Below are 18,971 nucleotides of genomic sequence, written 5' to 3'. Positions count from 1 at the left end.
CACCCACTTCCAAATTTTGAAATTGATAACAATCAAGTCATCCTCGTGTATGAATTATGCCGGCTTAAACAAATAAAAAAACCAGAAGCTGTGCATCTGGTTTCTAATCGTTTATTATTGGAACATAGCTTCCAATCTGTATATCCGGTTGCCTTTACTCGAGAACTTTTCTTCATATTCAGTCATGATGTTGCCTTCAAAATTGCTGTTATGCAGATCAAGGCTTACATATTTCAAGAGCATGCCGTATTCGGAAATACTCTTCAAGGAAGATTCGAATAACCCTTGGTTATCCGTCTTGAAGTGAATCTCGCCTTTGTCTGGCAGGATACCTTCATATACTTCGAGGAAGGTCTTATACGTTAACCGACGTTTTGCATGACGTGATTTCGGCCATGGGTCAGAGAAATTCAAGTAGACGCGATCCACATCACCTTTTGCAAAGTAGTCCCCTAAGTTCGCTGCGTCAACATTCAACAGCTTTAAATTTGGAACATCCGCTTCAATCAGCAAGTCCAAAGCAGCTACAATAACGCTTCTATATACTTCAATTCCAATGAAATTCACTTCAGGATGGGCTTTTGCCATTTCTGTGATGAAACGGCCTTTGCCCGTACCCACTTCAATATATAACGGATTATCGTTACCGAAAACTTCATGCCATTTACCTTTATGGCTCACCGGCTGCTGAATTACATATTGTGGAAAATCGTTCAAACGGTCTTCAGCCCAAGGTTTATTTCTTAAACGCATGATGACACCCCTATTTATAATATAATCGTTCAAACCATAACACGAGTGGATGGATTCCTGCAAGTTGATTTTTTCAGGAAAAGCCTGCATGCACCCACTGATACAATAAAAAAACTGCCGGCCATCCAGGCTACAGTCTCTGTAGTTTTCATGTATAAAACTTTCCGCAAAACACACCATAAATAAGTGAAGGGCAGGCGAGAATCACCTGGGAATCCCTTGAATCCATATTTAAGAAAGGAGAGAAGATATATGCCGCTTTCCCATGAACATCAAATGTCACTATTAAAAGATATATTGACCAATCATCAAACAGACTGCTGCGGATCCGTTTCTGAATGTGAACAGGTTGAGAGGCTCGTCAAATCCTTAATGGTCAATATGGAAATTGACAGCAATGTGAAAACGATACTGACGGAGATTTACGAATACAGTCAGACAGGCATCGGTACCGCAGATTTAGATGAACATATTTCAACCCACCAGAACGACTTGTCCCAGTGGGTGGATGATATTGATCAATTCTGATCAGCCAACCATCAATAATGCTTCCAGTTTTTGCAGTAATTCATTTCTTTCCTCGTACCGCTTTCTACGATGATGCCATTGGATGGAAAGCACAAGTTGTGAAACCGTGTGCCATTTCATCCTCATCTCCAGGCCTGCGTCAAGCTTCTTGCCGTAACGGGCAAGCCATTGATTCCATTCTTCCCTTGGGACATATGAATACAGGAGTATGCCGAGGTCAATGGCCGGATCGCCAATGACCGCTCCGTCCCAATCAATCAGGAACAATCCATCGGTTTCAGTCATGAGCCAATTATTATGGTTCACATCACAATGACAGACGACTTTTTCGTCGCATTCAATCAACAGTAGATTATTCTGTAAAAAATGGATGGCCTGCTTGATAATCGGAATATCCGTAACATCCGAAGATAACCCGGTTTCTATGTCTGTAAGTATACTTTCAGGTCGTAAAGGGGATTTCCCAAGCCTTTTGAGCATGCTTAACAAAGGATCGGATTGATGAATTTTTTGAAGCAGCTTTGCGACTCTTATATTGTTCATTTCCTGCTGAGATAGCTCCCTGCCTTCCATCCAATGCTGGGCCGTTATTACATCCCCATTTTCCAGGCGTTTTGTCCACATTAACTTTGGAACAATTCCCTCAGCTGAAAGAACAGCTAAAAATGGCGATGAATTTCGTTTAAGGAAGAGCTTCTGCCCCTCTTTCTCGGCAATAAAGGCTTCTCCCGTAGCTCCTCCAGCAGGGGATATATCCCACTCCTGACCTAATAAATGTTCCAACTGGTTCACCTTCGATTTCCTCGCTTAATCATACAAATGTGGGTACGTTCACCTAGTGTATGTATTACCACTACTTTGAGTCCATGTTTTATAAAAAATCCGCCTGTTGGCGAAGCTGCATATATACTTGCATCGGGATGATTCCCGCAATTAAAAACATCCTCATTTAGAGAAATAAAAAAATAGCTATTGAGCAATTAAACAATAGCCATAAATTAAATTTTAGTTGAAAAATGGTTTCTTCGTCAAGTACTATAAAACGATTATACTCATAAAACAAAAACAAATAAATCATTTCATATTTTTGTATGGGTTATCACCCTTGAACATGACGCGAATTTTCTCTTTCAGAACCACTGCAGCTACTTCATCCATACCAACAATTTCTCCATCTGACTGAACTTTTACTGACCCTTGATTCTTCATTTTTATCATTTTACCAGAAAAAGAATCAACATTTTTAATGTTGAGGTGACCGCCCCAAAAAACGGTGATGAAGACGATCAATAATTTCAACAAAGTAATATCATGGATCGCAATCACGTTCAACCTGCCATCATCTAGCTTCGACTTCGGAGAAATTTTCATCCCGCCACCAAAGTAGGGCTGATTCGCGATGACGATGAACCAAACCTTTTTCAAAAGGTGTCGATCTCCATCAACGATCAATTCCATGCAGCTGGGCTTGTAAGTAAATAACTTTTTTATAAAAATGAACAGATAAATTAATTTACCCCCTCTGACAAAATTAAACCATTTTTTCAGAGGGGAACGGTCTGCTTCATCCGAAATTTCAGCATCAATGCCCATTCCCAGGCTGTTCACGAAATAACCCACCTTGCCATTCGTCTCGAACTGCCCAATATCAATGGCATTAAAGGCATCAACCTGAAATAAAGAAAGGGCTTCTTCCACACTCCCAGTTTTTTGGATGCCCCTTACATAATCATTGCCGGATCCAGCCGCAAGGGCCCCGATGATAGCGTGAGGGAAGTCAATGGCGGCATTTATCATTTCATTAATCGTGCCATCTCCCCCGACAGCGATCATCCGGGTATCCAGATTCGTCCCCGAGAGAATTTCCTTCGTCAATCTTAGCGCATGCCCCTTTTCCCGTGTAAAAAATACCTCATGGGGAACAGCTTTTGATTTCAGTATTTCCTCGGCTTTTTTCCAGATCTTCAAACTCTCTTCATTTCCAGCCATTGGATTGACAATGAAATACACCGTTTCATTAAGGTGCGGCATGCTCATTTCCTTCTGTTTGGTTATATTCAACTTCCCATTCAGGCCGTAGGTTGGATGTAGTTTGGCAATATTCAAGCAAAGCCTGTGCCCCTTTTAACTGCTGTGCCTTGAGTGGAGAAGATATTGCCCGCATCCTTTCAAACCATTCCGGGAACGTCCGTTTATCCAATATCGTAATATCATAAGCGGCTTCTGGATAATCGACATATCCATTCCGGGATAAAATCACCTTTTTAATCGGCATGTTCACTTCATAAAGTTCAAATAACTGGGAGACGATGTTCGTCATCCGATTTGCCCCCAACAAAGGATTAAGCACCTTTTTGTCAGGATGCTTATGATGCCTGCGGACCCAGAACCGATCACTCGAACCCATGAAAGCAGCGTCTTCTTCCGCTTCCAGAAAAGTGATGCACCAAGCATCAATAGGGGACAATAAAATGACTTCGACTTCAACAGGCGCATTTTTCAATAGAAAGATAGGTTTATATAATACGAGAAACGTATCCGGAAAACGCTGCAGAAAAAAGCGGAGCCTCTCATCCAAAAAAAATGATTGGTCCACAAATGACTTTTCACGAAGTGTCGAACTCCCCCATTTCATTTGAAAACGGAGCAATTGATTTAAAAAATTTTGCTTTAATTCATCCAGACTGGCCGGACGGAACGGAAATCTTAATGAAAAAACATTAGTATCTTCAACCAGGTTCGGTATTAGCAGTTCTTCTGCCCCCTGTTTACCTGTCCGGTGAAATATGCCTTTCACCTTTTTAAACAGGCCCTTTGACTCTTCCTGAGGCGGATAAAAATTGACCTGTGCTTCACTTTCAGTATGGTCGCTGTACAACCGATCTAGCTCGCCCGCACTATAAGCAGCCTTCAGTTTATCCCATTGCTGTTTTTTCAACCGTGCAAATTGTGTTGGATACCGATAAATATCCTGCTCATACCGGGAAATATAATCCTGCATCTTTATGAGCTGTGCCATTCGACCACCACCCATCTCTCTATTTTTGAAGGTTCATCGTGAAAATCTTCTCGTATGAAGGGGAAGCTCCAAGATGTGTTTGATATAATGCAATTTGATCTGCTTCAAAATGCTTATCTTCCAAATTCGCCATCTGACGAACGCTCTCCAACGAAAAGGGACTATCCCCCCCATATTTTCTTGCCAGCGTTATATGAGGCTTAAACGGTTTTTTATCAAGTTCAAAACCCGCTTCGATACAAGAATTATAGACTTTCCTTTGAATGGCAAAAAGCCTTTCTTGCTGATTGACGCCTGCCCATAGAATCCTTGGACTCTCACTCCTGCCAAAACCGCCGATATCGCCGAGTTCCAAGCCGAAGGAGACCTCATTGGCGAGCTCGTTTTCCACACGCCCCAAAGCATCCTCTTTCAATGTATCGGAAGCATTGCCCAAAAATGCCATCGTAATATGATAATCGGCTGGATGCAGCCATTTCTTAAATGGAAAGTCTGGCTTTAGTTGTTCAGTAACAGCATTTAAATAAGCCTTAATATCATCAGGCAATACTAAAGCAAAGAAAAAATGAGTATTCATGTACACTTACATTCCTTCCTATTTTCCCATTAATTTTACCATAATTCCCATTGCATATACCTTTTCCTGGACTTCCTTATAAAAATTCCCTCCCTAGGAATCTTCCTCTGAACGAAGCCCATGACGGATAATGCACGGCCGGGTTCAGGACGTATTTTTCGTCGGGTCAAATTATGTCGCGCTGGGGCGAGCTAACAAAAAACACAGCATAAATCAAAAAAAGGACCAAAAATAGGTCCTATCTCTCGTTTTCTTCTTTTAGCTGAACAGCGTTTCGTAAAGCAGGAACAAGTTCAGTCCGATGATAAGTACAGCTATAAACCAAGCGACACTCGAAGTGATCTTATGGTTCACCAGACTGCCCATGATTTTTTTGTTGCTTGTGAACATGATCAATGGCACTAGGGCAAACGCGATGCCAAACGAGAGTACAACTTGACTCATTACAAGTGCTTTGGATGGATTCACTCCCCATAATATGATGAGCAGGGGGGGAACGGTGGTAATGACCCTTCTTAAATAAATCGGTATATGTCTTTTAATGAATCCCTGCATGACTACATCACCTGTCATTACACCAACGGATGAGCTGGATAAACCGGCAAATAACAATCCTATTCCAAAAAACATTGCCACTGATGGTCCAAGCATGTCACCGAATTGTTGATAAGCTACATCCAAGTCCTCTACAAGTATTCCATTCTTATAAAATAGGGCAGCTGAAACAATGACCATGGCCGCATTGATCGCACCTGCAATCAACATGGCGATGACAATATCAATTAGCTCAAAACGATAAATCCTTTTTCTTTCCAAATCGTTTATACCGACAATTCTCTTTTGAGTTAAAGAGGAATGAAGGTAAATCGCATGTGGCATAACGGTAGCTCCAAGCATACCGGCCGATAGCAAAATACTGTCCACTCCCTCGAACTTTGGAGTGAAGAGTCCTAAAACAACGGCTGATGTGTCAGGTTTTGCATAAAAAACTTGAGCACCAAAAGCAAGCACCACTACAAATATCATAACCGTGATCAGAGCTTCGAATGTTCGATAACCTCTGCGCTGGATTTCCAAAATGGCAAAAGATCCAATTGCTGCAATTATTGCCGATGTGATAAGCGGTAAGTCAAATAGCAAATAAATCCCTAGTGCCGCTCCTATGAATTCAGCTAGGTCGGTTGCCATTATAACGACTTCGGCTTGAATCCATAATATGAACGATGTTTTTTTCGAAAATTTTTCCCTGCATAACTCTGGAAGATTCTTTCCCGTGGCTATCCCCAATTTGGCTGATAGTGATTGAATTAGCACAGCCATTAAGTTCGATGCGAAGATAACCCATAATAACGTATAGCCATATTTAGACCCGGCGGTAATATTGGTCGCATAATTCCCTGGATCAATATAGGCCACCGCTGCTATAAAGGCAGGCCCCAGATAGGGAAACAGTTTTTTGATTCCTCTCGAAGAAGATTGATGCAACGCATCGGACATATCTATATCAACTCCTTTTTACATGCAACACAAATTGTTGCAAAAGGTAAACTTTTTAGGTTAATAGCAAGTATATTCCTGGTTCTTGAAAATGTCAAAAAGGGAGGATTGCATAAGGATGTAATGAACGGTAAATAGGGATTCGGAAAAGGCCATCTCGCTACCGACTGCCCATATAAAAACCCCCTACCAATAGTGGCAAAGGGGCTTCTATCTAGTTAACGGAACCGCATTGCTTCTCGATTTCCTCGGAAAACAATTTCTGCAGTCTTTGGGTTATCGGACCGGGTTCCCCGGCTGCAATCGATTGGCCATCAATATTAACAATTGGTGTCACTTCGACGCTTGTGCTGGTATAAAGGACTTCGTCGGCTGCCATCATGTCCTCGACAGTGAAGGCTTCTTCGACATAGGGAATCCCATGATCCGCGCAAAGTTTCAGCATCACCTGACGGGTAATTCCATTCAGGATCAAGTTTGTGGCCGGATGCGTTTTAAGCAGTCCATCCACCACGATTGAGACATTTGACGAACTTCCCTCCGTCACCGCACCATCACGATGCTGGATCGCTTCATCACAACCGGCTTCGACAGCTTGCTGTTTAGCCATTATATTACCCAGCAGATTTAAACTCTTGATATTACAGCGCAGCCAGCGTATATCATCGGTGGTAACAGCCTTGACCCCTGGCTTCATTTTTCCTGTATAAGGAATTTCCTTGGTATAGGCAACAAAGACCGGTTCCACCTCTGCAGTGGGAAAAGAGTGTGTACGCGGCGATGCTCCCCTTGTCAGCTGCATATAGACGATACCGTCCTTCAGTTGATCTTCAGTAATCAGTTCTTTCATGCGGGTTTTGATTTCCGCAACAGAATAGGGAACTTTCATCTGGATCAACTTCGCACTGTCCATCAGCCGGTTCAGATGCATGTCCCCCGCAAATAATTCGCCATTATAAACCCGGATGACTTCATAGACGCCATCACCGAATTGATACCCCCGGTCTTCAATATCTACCTTCACTTCGGACCTACTTTTAAGGTCGCCGTTAAAAATGATTTTTCCCATGTTTTTCTCCCTCTTCGCCTCTTATTTAGCCAATTCATGAATGGCACGTGCATAAATGGACGTAGCCTTAAGCATATCTTCAATATCAATATATTCATCTTTCTGATGCGCGATGTCTTCGCTGCCAGGGAAAAGCGGGCCGAATGCAACGCCTTCTTTCAATGAACGGGCATATGTGCCGCCGCCAATCGAAAGGAGTTCAGCTTTATCACCTGTCTCCGCTTCATAAACTTCCTGCAACGTCTTAATCAAGAAGCTTTCACTGTCCACATAATGTGGGGTTGAATGCGAATTGGTCTTCACTTTCAAATTGTATGCCGCAAGTCTTTCCTCCAATGCCGCCTTTTGCTGTTCCCACTCGAACGTCACCGGATAACGCATACTGAAACCAATCGAGCTGTCCCCTTGTTTAGAATAATTGAAAACGCCGGCATTGACCGTCAATTCTCCAGTTTGCTCATCCGAATAAGCCACACCTAAATTATTTCCGCGGGAATCTTCAAACAAACGATCCTTAATGAAAGTGAAATAGGCTTTCGCATGCGGGTCAAGAGTAAGATCAGCTAAAAATACGGCTAATTGGAGACCTGCATTCTTTCCATTTTTCGGTTCCATCGCGTGTGCCGAGACACCATTCATTTCAAGCAGCACTTGATTTTTTTGCGGAACGGCTTGCCCCTTCAATGAGTATTTTTGCAAATAATCCTGATAGTTTGCCACCACTTCAGCAGGGTTAGCCGCTTCCACGATTGCCGAAGCAAAATCCGGAACCATATTCGTCCTTCGACCTGAAGAAAATTCCATAACATTCACGTTTGAGTCCGTGCCATTTCCTGCATCGGCAGGGTGTATAACCGAGAAGTCCCAGATTCCTTTTTCCGCACTGATGATCGGGAAGTCAGCATCTGGTGCGAAGCCGATCGAGGGCATTTCCTCCACTTCAAAGTACCGGTCAACGCAGCGCCAGTTCGATTCTTCATCGGTTCCAATGATCATCCTCACGCGTTTGTTCAAAGGTTCTCCTAGCTCCCGGACCAGCTTCATCGCATGATAGGCAGCCATCGTCGGCCCTTTATCATCGATCGCCCCACGAGCATATATGCGGCCATTGCGAATTTCAGCGCCAAACGGATCCGAACTCCAGCCATCTCCCTCAGGTACCACGTCGACATGGCATAATATCCCGATTAATTCATCGCCTTCACCCATTTCGATATGACCAGCGACATTATCGACATTTTTCACAGTAAAACCGTCTTTTTCGCCTAATTGAAGCATGAAATCAAGCGCTTCCTTCACCCCTTTACCGAATGGGGCCTCCTCTGTCGGATGTTCTTCATCCAGTACACTTTTTATTTTCAATAGGTTTTGTGTGTCCAGCAATAAGTCCATTTTTCGTTTTTCAACTTCTTCTCGCCAATTCAATTCACTCAAAATATGACAACTCCTCTTTTATATATATTTTTCATTTTATCACTTTTACTATCTGCTTCGCCAAGCGTTGCTACCTTTTCTTCGTATTCCCTTATTATCACTAACATCAAACTACCGATAAAAGTCCTTACACAAATAAAAAACACCCTCTTTTATTAAAAAGAAGATGAATTCTTTAGACTATCGTCATCCATAAGCCCTGTTACTTTTCGGTTTAGCCTTGGGATATATAATGCTAAAAACACGGAACGTCCTAAACTGAAAGCTAGGAATGCAAGCCATAATCCATGATTGCCATGATGCGGGACTGCCGTAAATTGGACAAATAGAAAAGCCAATAGTGCAAGGAGCATGGAGTTCCTAACAGGAACGGCTTCAGTCGCACCGGTAAATACTCCATAAAAAATGAGTCCGATAAAGGCACTGAATGGGAATAGGACTATCCAAAGTCCAAATTCATGGGCCAATTCGATGACCTCAGGGATATTCGTGAAAAGGAGAATGACCTCATCGCTAAATAGATAGTAAGTCACGGCAAGTAAGAACGAAGCATACAAGCCCCACCGCGCCGATAGTGAGAGTGTTTTTTTATAAAGATTTATATCTCTCGAACCAATCGCCTTCCCGACCAGAAGGCTCGACGCGTTCGCGAAGCCATCAAAGCAATAGGCCATCAGGTAATGGATTTGAATGAGTACGGCATTGGCAGCCAGTGTCTCTGTCCCGAAAGTGGCTCCCTTGGCCGTAAAAAGATTGAAAACCGTGATCAGGCAAATGGTCCTGATGAATAAATCCCTGTTGACCACCATCATTTTTTTCAGGGAAGCACGATCGAACCCCTCCCGGAATGAAAATGAACCCGGTACGTTAACCGCTTTCCGTATCACCCACAAGCCCAGCAAAAAAGCGGAAATCTCTGATATCAATGAAGCAGCAGCAACCCCTGATACAGACCATGAAAAGCCATTCACAAAAACGAGGCATAAGACTATATTGATCACGTTCATGAAAACTTGAATGAACAAAGATGTTTTTATCCTGGATTTCCCGATTAACCAGCCTAAGATGACATAGTTCAATAAGGCAAAAGGCGCACCCCATATCCGGATTCCGAAATAATCTGCGGCAAAGGCGGATACGTCCGATTCCGGACCGATTGCGCCTAACGAGACAGTCAAAATGGGCTTTTGGATCACGATAAAAAGAAGGCCAATGATCGCTGCAATGAAAAAAGGCCGAATCAAGGCCATCAAGCTTTGTTTTTCATCTCTTGCCCCCTCCGCTTGTGCAGCTAAGGCAGAAGTACTGACCCGAAGAAAACCAAAAAGCCAATACATCGTATTAAAAATAATGGTTCCGACAGCCACCCCGCCAATATATGCGGGATTACTCAACTTTCCAACCACAGCCGTATCGACCGCACCAAGCAAGGGTGTACTCATCGTCGAAATCGTAAGCGGAATGGCCAAGGAAAGATACAATCTGTTATTCATAAAATGATGACCCCCTATGTACATAAAAGTTCTGAAAAGCTAGAATTGGAACATCGTTATAAAAATTTGTATGCAAAGTATAAAAAGATTGCCGTTTTCAATTTTAATTACTAGAATTGAACATATGGTAATCCCAAACCTGCATGCACTGCCTCTACAAGATTACTTGTGAATCGTTTCAACCAGAACGGGTTAAGCCATTTTCGATATTGATAATTTACGGTATCAAAATTTGAAGATTAAAAGATTGATACCGCTTTCAACTTGCAGCGGTTATGGGAAGTCCATTTTTTAACAGGCATACATGTACTTTTTTATCCAGCTGGAATAAGGAAATTCGCAAGCCGGAAAATAAAATGCTTGACGGATTTTTGAAGGAGTTATAGTATTGCTCGTTGATAATATCACCTTTGTACTAGGCTTGAACATATATTCATCGTCATAACAACTAATAGGAGTGATCATGATGGGAAGATTGACTAATAAAGTAGCCATTATCACTGGCGGAGCATCTGGTATGGGCAGGGAAATGGTAGACCTATTCACAAAAGAAGGAGCCCAAGTCATTGCTGCTGATATCAATGAAAAAGCTGTAGAAGTTGTGAATGAACTGGATAACGTCCATGGAACTGTACTGGATGTATCTTCAGACGAAAGCTGGAAAAAGATGACGGATGAGGTTATCGCTAAATTTGGCAGAATCGACATTTTGGTTAACAATGCCGGTATATCAACGGAAAAAGGCATTAACGATACGACATTGGCAGATTGGCAGCTAATGTTAAGCATCAATGGATTTGGACCATTCCTTGGAATGAAACACATTATTCCTCACATGTCTAAAGAAGGTAAAGGCGCCGTTGTGAATATTTCTTCCTTTACTGCTCAAATCGGAATGGGCTTAAACTCTTATTCTGCTTCAAAAGGTGCCGTCCGTGCCATTTCCAAGGCTGCCGCAACGCAATATGGGCGCATGGGCGTCCGTGTCAATGCCGTATTCCCTGGTATCATCGAAACACCAATGACACAAAAATTAGAAGAGTCAAAAGAGTTAGTGAACCAAATGATCCAGGCAACTCCATTACAACGTTTGGGTCAGCCGGCGGATATTGCAAATGCCGTGCTCTATCTAGCATCCGATGAATCTTCATATGTAACTGGTGCCGAGCTTGTCATCGACGGTGGATACTCAGCTCAATAATTATAGGCAGAAATGGGAAAACCCGTTTCTGGAATCCAGAAACGGGGTTTTCTGATTCAATAAAGGAATTTTGCAAGGTGTAATGAGTTAAGTTAACACTCCAATGAAATAGCCAAAAGTCGTAAATACCAAACACCAGCTGAAAGCCCCTGCTCCTGCAAAGATAAAGTACTTTCGTTTCCCCATTCCATTCATACCGGAAATGTAACTGGCGATGTGACGGACACCTGGTATGAAATAGGCTATGATAATGGTCCAAGGACCGTATTTATTGAACCATTTCTCCAATTTCTCCAACCTCGCGGGGGTCATTTTAATCCACTTACCGTGCTTCCTCAAAAAAGGCTTCCCCACCTTTTTCCCGATGAGATAACTGACAAGCATCCCAGTTATCGATCCAAGGAAACTGACAAGGAATGCTCCCTGGACATTCAAAACGGAAATGGATGACAAATAGCCGACAAAAGTCATCATGAACTCATCAGGTACCGGTAAGCCAATAATCCCAATCGCCAACAGTCCATATATCGCAAAATAACCATAGTTTGATATTAAATCTTTTACTATATCCATCTAAAGTACTCCATCTCAGCACCCTTTTTTAAAGTAATCCATTTTCTTATTCGGGCCTGGGTAACGTGATTACTTCTTTTTAATAGGATAACCTAATTTAAACCAAATGAGTTGTTTTTCATAAAAAAAAATAGAAAAAAAAGAAGATTGGACGCGTTTTTTGTTGAAATGCCTGTATGACAATACTATCATTGTTTCCCCTTTAAGGAAATGAAAAACGGCAACAATAAAGCGGACTCTAAACTTGAGTCCGCTTCTTCTTATTTCACAAGCTTTATTTCGTTGATCGGCCAATACACTAGATTCGCCTTGCCGACAATTTCATCGACTGAAATCGTTCCGATTTCACGGCTATCCAAACTATTTTGACGATTGTCCCCCATAAGGAACAGCTGGCCATCCGGAACTGTCATGCTGCCTGAAATATCTTCGAGCTTGAAGGATTCAGTCAGTGGCACTCCCGCTTCCATCTGGTTCTTATATTTGTCCAAGTATGGTTCTTCATAAGCTTTCCCATTAATATAAAGCGTATCATCTTTATATTCAATATGGTCTCCTGGCAGACCGATAACCCTTTTTATATAATCTTTATCTACCGTTGCATGAAACACGACAATATCAAACCGGTCTATATTATCGATATTCGTCCCAAACTTGGTAAGAACAATTCTTTCGTGGTCTTGCAGAGTCGGCATCATTGACTCACCGTCCACGACAATCGGTGCAAAAATATACGTTCGAATTAAAAAAGCTAGAATGACTGCAATCAATATCGCTTTTATCCATGAAAAAACTTCTTTTCCTTTTTCCAATCGAAGTCCCTCTCTCTCTTTTTTATTCATGCCATTATATCATAATCCTCTAATGATCACGTCATACAAATACCCTCATTTTATAACTCATTTATTTCATCAATGGGTTCATTCATTCAAATTCGGGTCCATTCATTTTTTTCAAACGAACCAATCCGGATAGCACTTCCCGAATTTCCTTTTTCCATTTGATCCAAAGCGGAACGTAGCCGGCATCCTTGGCCTTCGTCAGGAAATTGTCATCTATATTTCCCAATAGCGCCGACTCCGGAAGCAGTTTTCCAAAGCCAGGATAATTCTTCAGCCCGCCGTCTCGTTCATATTCCTTAAAAATCTGATCCATCCAGTTTACATGCCCGTGTTCTATCCCCATAAACAATCCCCCTTCAGATCACATAACGTTACATCTATTTACAATTATAACATTTTTATCAATACCCACTCCACCCTGGAGGATCCATCCATGAACACTTTCTACTATTATATAGGCATATCTATCAGCCAAACACATTCATGCATCAAAAAAGGGATTCCCCTATTGCGGGAATCCTTTTTTTCCTTCTATTTAACGGTGATTTTCCTTTTTACTTCTACCATATTCTTCGATTTATCCGTAACTGTGTAAGTCAATGTATAGATGCCCTTTTTCTTCGTATTCACAGTCCCTGTTATTTTGATCTTATTTGTTATACTTCCATCCAGATTATCTTTCGCGGATACACCTGATTTAGGATTGAATGTCGAGTTATAGGCAATGGTTTTGCTTTTGGCACCGGAAATGACCGGCTTGGTGCTATCTACCGTAATCTTTCTTGTGACTGTCGCAGTATTTTTCGATGAATCAGTGATTGTATACTTTAATGTATACGTTCCCTTTTTCTTCGTATTGACCGTACCCGTCACCTTGATTTTATTAGTCAAGCTGCCATCCAAGTTATCTTTCGCGGATACACCTGATTTAGGATTGAATGTCGAGTTATAGGCAATGGTTTTGCTTTTGGCACCGGAAATGATCGGCTTGGTGCTATCAACCGTGATCTTTCTTGTGACTGTCGCTGCATTTTTCGATGAATCGATGACCGTATACTTCAATGTATAGGTCCCCTTTTTCTTCGTATTCACTGTACCCGTCACCTTGATTTTACTAGTCAAGCTGCCATCGGCATTATCATTGGCACTCACGCTTGTTTTGGGACTGAATGAAGAATTAAGTTTGATGGTTTTATTCCCGGCACCTGAAATCACCGGCTTGACTTGATCATAAACGGTTATCTTCCTTGTGACCTTGGCAACATTCCCTGCCTTGTCAGCTACCGTATAAGTCAAATTATAGGTGCCCACTTTTTTGGTATCCACCTTACCTTCCACATGTATGGCACTCGTTAAGTCACCATCTTTATCATCCTGCGCCTTTACGCTGGTTTTAGGATTGAAAGTTGAGTTGAATGGAATCGATTTACCGGCAGCCCCTGAAATCACAGGTTTATTCGTATCCTGGATAGGTGCGGCAATCGATAGCCTATTGGATATGTAAGCCGATGAAACATACCCTTTAATACTCTTGTCTTCGGTTTGTACGGGATAAAAAACAAATTTATTCCCCTTAGATTCATGATAGGCAAAATTCCCTGTTATGATCAAGATTGTATTTAGTGGAACAGATACTGCACCTGCAGTAGTGCTTATTTCTTTCCTGATATTCGCGCTGGATGTCGTCACCACTTTGTCTCCGGCCTTGAACCAATAAACAGAGTCATGCGTTTGCTCTGTCAGTGTGTATACAAGATTTGTAAAGATGATATTTTCAGTGCTATCCCGATCATATTGAAAGTCCGATGTTTTGAATGGATATTTTGCCAGTTTTGTATCATTCAAATAACTTTGGTTTTCTATCTCAGCAAAAACTTCCTCTTGATAAGCATTCGCATTTCTTTGTCCGTTTTCCTGGTAAAGGGGACTGTTAACCGGTTTTGTCCCATTGTAGGCCATGACAGGGAAATACCAGTTTTCGATGACCCTGCGTCCTGCACCTTTTATTTTCGGCAAATCATAACCATTTCTTGAATACATGCCGCCCAGTACCTCGACACCTGCCTCGATATTATAGACTATATCATTTTCCAGCTTTTTCTGGTCATACTTACTCTTATTTGTAAGCTGCATGAGACCGATGCCGCCATCGTCGGATTTAACCGGTGTACCGTCCTCATTAAATTGCCTCCAATCCCCATTCTCCTGCGTAGCCACCGCTTTTACCACTTCAGGGGGGATTTCAGCCTCTATTGCCGCATTCGTCAGCAAGCAGTTAATCTGCTTATGGGAAGGATTTTCATTGGATTGGATCTCACCGAATGATGAACACGCATTGGTTATTCCAGACTCCGCAAAAGCCTGTCCGTTGAACAAACCGAGTGTTAAACAGGTCAGTGCCCCAATCTTCATTAAAGGTATCTTCATCGATCGAACTCCAGTCTATTTATATTTGAATCTATAATAATAGTAACATGGCAGACTGGTGATTGCAGGAATAAATAGGTATATTACCCTAAAATATCCTCGCGGCACAAAAGGAGCTGACCCGCATTTTCGGGCCAGCTCCTTTGTTTACAAATTGCACTATGTATGGTGCCGGATCAAACGATCACTTCCACCGTTTCCCTCTGTTTCCTTACTAGGCACATGATTCCCGGTACGATGAAGAAGATAAGGGGCCAAACATGGAAGATCGTCAGAATGCCCGTAATGATCAATAAGATTCCGGCTCCCTTCGCCTTGCCGCCTTTTAATAGAAAGATAGCGATCAAGCCGCCTGCCAAAGCAATGAATAGCGATATGATCCCCGCCCATAGTAAGCCCATGAATAGCTTGATTGACATATCTACCTCAGACGAGGAAAACTCAGAATCTGTCATTAATGAGTAGTCCATCATATCTTTCAAATCGATACTGTTGAGATAAACGGCCGCTATGATCGTCACGATTAAAAAAATCGCCGCGATACTCACGCCTATGATACTTAATGCGAATTCCCATGTCCGTTTCATTTGCTTCGCCTCCCTGAAAAAGTCACTTATATATAATACCCAATCCGGGAAGGAATAAAAGACTTTTATTCCATACTCCTCAAAATCTTATCCGCAAGGCCCACCAAATCTTTCCCTGCCCTAGTCGCAAAAAGGAAAACAAACCGAAGAGCCGTGATATTTCGTCATTAAATGATAACATGATAGGCCATAAACACTGAATGCCAACAGTATCGATAGTCTCCAAAGGAAAAAGACTCTGTTTTTAGCAGAGCCTAATAAACATTCCTATTCACGATCAACTCCACCAATTGTTCGACAGACGGTTCTTTGGGCATCATATCCAATGTGAATCCATAGTCTTTAAGTCTATTGCCGGTACTTTCCCCGATTACCCCGATGGAGGCTTGCTTTAGCAAACCTTCAATATCCACGTCGGCCTTTTCCCCATATTCCATCAGCATATCGACTGAATGCCGATTCGAAAACAGTACCGTTCCAACAGCTATGCCACCCAGCATTCTCGGAAGGATTTCAAGGAATCTTTCATCGACGAATTTATCGATTGATTGAAAATAGTCTCCGTCCCCATGAGCCCGATCTATTTGATCTTTGTTTCGATCTCCAACAACCAAGAGAGTTCCGGAACCAGACATCTCGGATTTGAGCTCGGCCATCAATCCCCTTTGCTGTAGAGCCTTTTTCGATTTCCTTGATAACACATATAGTTTAGATGTAATCCGGCGGAAATCAATGGACTGTTCAATGAGTGAATCCAAGAATCCATCTGCACTTTCGGGAGAAGTAAAGAGAATTCGATCATACAAAAGAAAAGAGCACAGCTGACTTTCTTCTATTTTCACTTTGGCCGCAAGCCATTTAGGAAACTCGATGACTTCGCCGCCAAGTTCATGCAGGGCTTCTGCCAAGGAACTCTTTGCCGTCCCGGTCCGGGCCACTAAAAACCGTTGCCCATATAGCGGCTTCTTTTCGAACCATTGCAGTTTCCCCCTTAGTGAAATGATATCTCCGACCAAGGTGATCGCAGGATTGCCAAGCGACCTTTCCCTTACCCTTTCGACGATATCATCCAAAGTCCCCTCGACACTTTCCTGTCTTCCATAAGTGCCCCATTGTATGACGAGTGCCGGCGTATTCCCCGGCTTTCCATGGCTGATCAAATTTTCGCGGATATACGGAAGGTTGGCCACACCCATATAAAAGGCAACCGTATCTATACTATTCACAAGCCCGTTCCAATCTATATCCTTCTTCGTTCGGTCATGGCCCGTCACCATCGCAAAGGAGCGCCCGTAATCCCGATGCGTGACGGGGACGCCTGCGTATATGGATGCGGCAATGCTGGACGTAACCCCCGGAATGACTTCGAATGGGATCCCCTCATCTTTCAACGCTTCCGCTTCCTCCCCGACCCGTCCAAAAACGGCAGGATCTCCGCCTTTCAAACGGACGACCCTATGCCCTGCCAGCGCTTTGGAAACAAGCAGCTCATTGATGTTTCCTTGACTGATGCCATTCGTATAAGGTGTCTTGCCACAATATATCAATTCACAATCGTGGGTGGCAGTCTCCAACAGTTTGGGATTTAGCAATCTGTCATATAAAATGACGTCCGCCTTTTCAATCGCTTTTTGACCTTTTACGGTAATCAGGCCCACATCGCCCGGACCTGCACCCACAAAATAGACCTTGCCCTTGGTCATGCCTCACTCACCCCTATCTGCTTGCAATTCCCTGATAAAATTTCACCAGCTCCACCATTGCACTGCCCATCCGTTGATCTTCAGGATAAATGACCCGCTTGATCCCTTCATCGATAACAACCTGTGCCGTTACCTTTCCGACCGCAAGTGCAATTACATCTGATGCAAAGAGGCCGATTATCTTATCCTCCACACCTTGTTCACGGACAAATCTCATTAAATTTCGCGGCTGCGGTGCACTCGTGAACACAACCGAATCGATTTTGCCTTCAAGGATTTCTTGGATCAGCTGCTGCATCGTTTCTTTTTGGGGCGGTATATGTTCATATGGCAGGATTTCTTTATGTTCCACTTTTTGTTCATCCAACCAGTTCATCAAAAGAGGCGCCGGATCGCCGTGAAGCTGCAAAGCGACCTTTACACCTTCAGACAGTTGGCCTTCCAGATTGCGGACAAGCCCTGCCGTACTTCCATCATCATCACGGATTAATGGCTGCAGACCAAGCTTTTTCAGCATATTCACCGTCTTATAGCCCCTGGCTGCAATTTTCATAGACTGCAAGGCATCTATGAAACGATCTCCCGCCTCCATCTTCACTGCCGCCTTATATAATAATTCCGTTCCCACTCCCGTCGTGAGGATGATCCAATCGAACTCCCCTGCCATCAACCGGGTGACATCCTCTTCCAAATGGGAATCATCAAGGAAAACCGTCCCCTGAGCCGGGCGAACGAGCGGGACTCCCCCTAGATTTTGAACGATTTTACTAAGTTCTTCCGTCTTCCTCGCTCCCAATAAAGCAACGGTCCTGCCATTAAGCTTACTCATCCATGCCCCTCCTATATGTACATTCATGTAAATCCATCTCACCCATTATACAAATTTTCAGTCTTTGAAACTACAAAAAATGAATTCCATATCAAAATCAACACTTTTTCTTTCTTTTATCCGATATGTTATCAGTGGAAAAACGGTTTGGCAGCACTTTGCCTTTTATGAGTCCCACCCTCGTGGAGGCTCGAGCTCTCATGAGTTTGGAACAAAATACTCTACAACAATAATAATATAGCGAGTTTTGACAGAATGAATCAAAACACTCTCTTCTTATATCTTAGTTTAGTTCCGTTAGTTAAATAAAGAAATTTATTCCCCTCTCCCCCATGAATCTTCAATTCCCCCATCTTACCTTTTCCATCCAATAAAAAAAGCTGTCAGCAGGACAGCCCAGACTGTAGACAAACTCGATGAAAATCGAGTTTGTCTACAG

Annotated in this window: 18 protein-coding genes; 2 read left to right on the top strand and 16 right to left on the bottom strand. The window is 42.7% G+C overall.

The features are described 5' to 3' along the window. Window positions 1–114: 114 nt before the first annotated feature. A complete protein-coding gene (gene trmB, locus IOC57_RS00090) occupies window positions 115–753 on the bottom strand; it encodes a tRNA (guanosine(46)-N7)-methyltransferase TrmB (RefSeq protein ID WP_207436817.1) in 639 nt (212 codons plus the stop codon). A 252-nt stretch (window positions 754–1,005) separates the two neighbouring features. Here trmB and IOC57_RS00085 point away from each other — a divergent pair, with 252 nt between their 5' ends. After that, window positions 1,006–1,281, top strand: a complete 276-nt coding sequence (locus IOC57_RS00085) for a YtzH-like family protein (RefSeq protein ID WP_207436816.1) — start codon at window positions 1,006–1,008, stop codon at window positions 1,279–1,281. On the opposite strand, the gene IOC57_RS00080 is transcribed toward IOC57_RS00085, so the two are convergent. From IOC57_RS00080 to IOC57_RS00045, 8 genes are all read right to left on the bottom strand, one after another. Next, window positions 1,282–2,064 (bottom strand): phosphotransferase family protein, encoded by a 783-nt coding sequence (locus tag IOC57_RS00080; RefSeq protein WP_063232868.1) that lies wholly within the window; start codon window positions 2,062–2,064, stop codon window positions 1,282–1,284. Between the two features lie 291 nt (window positions 2,065–2,355). Then, on the bottom strand, window positions 2,356–3,387 hold the full coding sequence (locus tag IOC57_RS00075) for a diacylglycerol/lipid kinase family protein (RefSeq protein WP_207436815.1): 1,032 nt from the start codon (window positions 3,385–3,387) through the stop codon (window positions 2,356–2,358). Then, a complete protein-coding gene (locus tag IOC57_RS00070) occupies window positions 3,299–4,300 on the bottom strand; it encodes an NERD domain-containing protein (RefSeq protein ID WP_207436814.1) in 1,002 nt (333 codons plus the stop codon). The genes IOC57_RS00075 and IOC57_RS00070 overlap by 89 nt, the downstream gene beginning before the upstream one ends. Before the next feature lie 19 nt (window positions 4,301–4,319). Then, window positions 4,320–4,877 (bottom strand): RNA 2',3'-cyclic phosphodiesterase, encoded by a 558-nt coding sequence (gene thpR / locus IOC57_RS00065; RefSeq protein WP_286184439.1) that lies wholly within the window; start codon window positions 4,875–4,877, stop codon window positions 4,320–4,322. A 258-nt stretch (window positions 4,878–5,135) separates the two neighbouring features. After that, a complete protein-coding gene (locus IOC57_RS00060) occupies window positions 5,136–6,374 on the bottom strand; it encodes an Nramp family divalent metal transporter (protein WP_207436812.1) in 1,239 nt (412 codons plus the stop codon). A 214-nt stretch (window positions 6,375–6,588) separates the two neighbouring features. Then, window positions 6,589–7,443, bottom strand: coding sequence for a D-amino-acid transaminase (dat, locus tag IOC57_RS00055; RefSeq protein WP_207436811.1), 855 nt, complete (start codon window positions 7,441–7,443; stop codon window positions 6,589–6,591). A gap of 21 nt (window positions 7,444–7,464) precedes the next feature. After that, window positions 7,465–8,877, bottom strand: coding sequence for a dipeptidase PepV (pepV, locus tag IOC57_RS00050; RefSeq protein WP_207436810.1), 1,413 nt, complete (start codon window positions 8,875–8,877; stop codon window positions 7,465–7,467). 155 nt (window positions 8,878–9,032) lie between these two features. Then, window positions 9,033–10,370, bottom strand: a complete 1,338-nt coding sequence (locus IOC57_RS00045) for an MATE family efflux transporter (RefSeq protein WP_207436809.1) — start codon at window positions 10,368–10,370, stop codon at window positions 9,033–9,035. 466 nt (window positions 10,371–10,836) lie between these two features. Between IOC57_RS00045 and IOC57_RS00040 the strand changes: the two genes are divergently transcribed. After that, complete coding sequence (locus IOC57_RS00040; protein ID WP_207436808.1) at window positions 10,837–11,571, top strand: SDR family NAD(P)-dependent oxidoreductase; 735 nt, start codon at window positions 10,837–10,839, stop codon at window positions 11,569–11,571. 87 nt (window positions 11,572–11,658) lie between these two features. Here the strand turns inward: IOC57_RS00040 and IOC57_RS00035 are convergent, their stop codons facing one another. The 7 genes from IOC57_RS00035 to IOC57_RS00005 all read right to left on the bottom strand — a co-directional run bounded on the left by IOC57_RS00035 (window position 11,659) and on the right by IOC57_RS00005 (window position 18,532). Then, entirely contained in the window at window positions 11,659–12,144 is a 486-nt protein-coding gene (locus tag IOC57_RS00035) for a DedA family protein (RefSeq protein WP_207436807.1), read from the bottom strand. A 260-nt stretch (window positions 12,145–12,404) separates the two neighbouring features. After that, entirely contained in the window at window positions 12,405–12,986 is a 582-nt protein-coding gene (gene lepB, locus IOC57_RS00030) for a signal peptidase I (protein WP_207436806.1), read from the bottom strand. Between the two features lie 82 nt (window positions 12,987–13,068). Next, window positions 13,069–13,329 carry a DnaJ family domain-containing protein gene (locus IOC57_RS00025; RefSeq protein ID WP_207436805.1) on the bottom strand — a complete coding sequence of 87 codons (261 nt, stop codon included), beginning with the start codon at window positions 13,327–13,329 and terminating at the stop codon, window positions 13,069–13,071. Window positions 13,330–13,517: 188 nt separating this feature from the next. Next, on the bottom strand, window positions 13,518–15,413 hold the full coding sequence (locus tag IOC57_RS00020; RefSeq protein ID WP_207436804.1) for an immunoglobulin-like domain-containing protein: 1,896 nt from the start codon (window positions 15,411–15,413) through the stop codon (window positions 13,518–13,520). Between the two features lie 176 nt (window positions 15,414–15,589). Then, window positions 15,590–16,000, bottom strand: a complete 411-nt coding sequence (locus IOC57_RS00015; protein ID WP_207436803.1) for a DUF4064 domain-containing protein — start codon at window positions 15,998–16,000, stop codon at window positions 15,590–15,592. Window positions 16,001–16,254: 254 nt separating this feature from the next. Further along, complete coding sequence (gene cobA / locus IOC57_RS00010) at window positions 16,255–17,703, bottom strand: uroporphyrinogen-III C-methyltransferase (protein ID WP_207436802.1); 1,449 nt, start codon at window positions 17,701–17,703, stop codon at window positions 16,255–16,257. Window positions 17,704–17,716: 13 nt separating this feature from the next. Then, window positions 17,717–18,532: a uroporphyrinogen-III synthase gene (locus tag IOC57_RS00005; protein WP_207436801.1), complete on the bottom strand. Its 816-nt coding sequence runs from the start codon at window positions 18,530–18,532 to the stop codon at window positions 17,717–17,719. Between the last annotated feature and the right edge of the window lie 439 nt (window positions 18,533–18,971).

Source organism: Bacillus sp. SD075, assembly GCF_017355165.1.
GTDB lineage: Bacteria > Bacillota > Bacilli > Bacillales > DSM-1321 > Peribacillus.
This window is presented reverse-complemented; position numbering and strand designations above follow the sequence as displayed.

Coding starts and splice junctions, on each gene's coding strand:
- IOC57_RS00035 (WP_207436807.1), bottom strand. CDS start 12,144: ATGGATATAGTAAAAGATTTAATATCAAACTATGGTTATTTTGCGATA.
- dat (WP_207436811.1), bottom strand. CDS start 7,443: ATGGGAAAAATCATTTTTAACGGCGACCTTAAAAGTAGGTCCGAAGTG.
- IOC57_RS00005 (WP_207436801.1), bottom strand. CDS start 18,532: ATGAGTAAGCTTAATGGCAGGACCGTTGCTTTATTGGGAGCGAGGAAG.
- lepB (WP_207436806.1), bottom strand. CDS start 12,986: ATGAATAAAAAAGAGAGAGAGGGACTTCGATTGGAAAAAGGAAAAGAA.
- thpR (WP_286184439.1), bottom strand. CDS start 4,877: ATGAATACTCATTTTTTCTTTGCTTTAGTATTGCCTGATGATATTAAG.
- IOC57_RS00070 (WP_207436814.1), bottom strand. CDS start 4,300: ATGGCACAGCTCATAAAGATGCAGGATTATATTTCCCGGTATGAGCAG.
- IOC57_RS00020 (WP_207436804.1), bottom strand. CDS start 15,413: ATGAAGATACCTTTAATGAAGATTGGGGCACTGACCTGTTTAACACTC.
- trmB (WP_207436817.1), bottom strand. CDS start 753: ATGCGTTTAAGAAATAAACCTTGGGCTGAAGACCGTTTGAACGATTTT.
- IOC57_RS00040 (WP_207436808.1), top strand. CDS start 10,837: ATGGGAAGATTGACTAATAAAGTAGCCATTATCACTGGCGGAGCATCT.
- IOC57_RS00015 (WP_207436803.1), bottom strand. CDS start 16,000: ATGAAACGGACATGGGAATTCGCATTAAGTATCATAGGCGTGAGTATC.
- IOC57_RS00045 (WP_207436809.1), bottom strand. CDS start 10,370: ATGAATAACAGATTGTATCTTTCCTTGGCCATTCCGCTTACGATTTCG.
- cobA (WP_207436802.1), bottom strand. CDS start 17,703: ATGACCAAGGGCAAGGTCTATTTTGTGGGTGCAGGTCCGGGCGATGTG.
- IOC57_RS00085 (WP_207436816.1), top strand. CDS start 1,006: ATGCCGCTTTCCCATGAACATCAAATGTCACTATTAAAAGATATATTG.
- IOC57_RS00025 (WP_207436805.1), bottom strand. CDS start 13,329: ATGGGGATAGAACACGGGCATGTAAACTGGATGGATCAGATTTTTAAG.
- IOC57_RS00060 (WP_207436812.1), bottom strand. CDS start 6,374: ATGTCCGATGCGTTGCATCAATCTTCTTCGAGAGGAATCAAAAAACTG.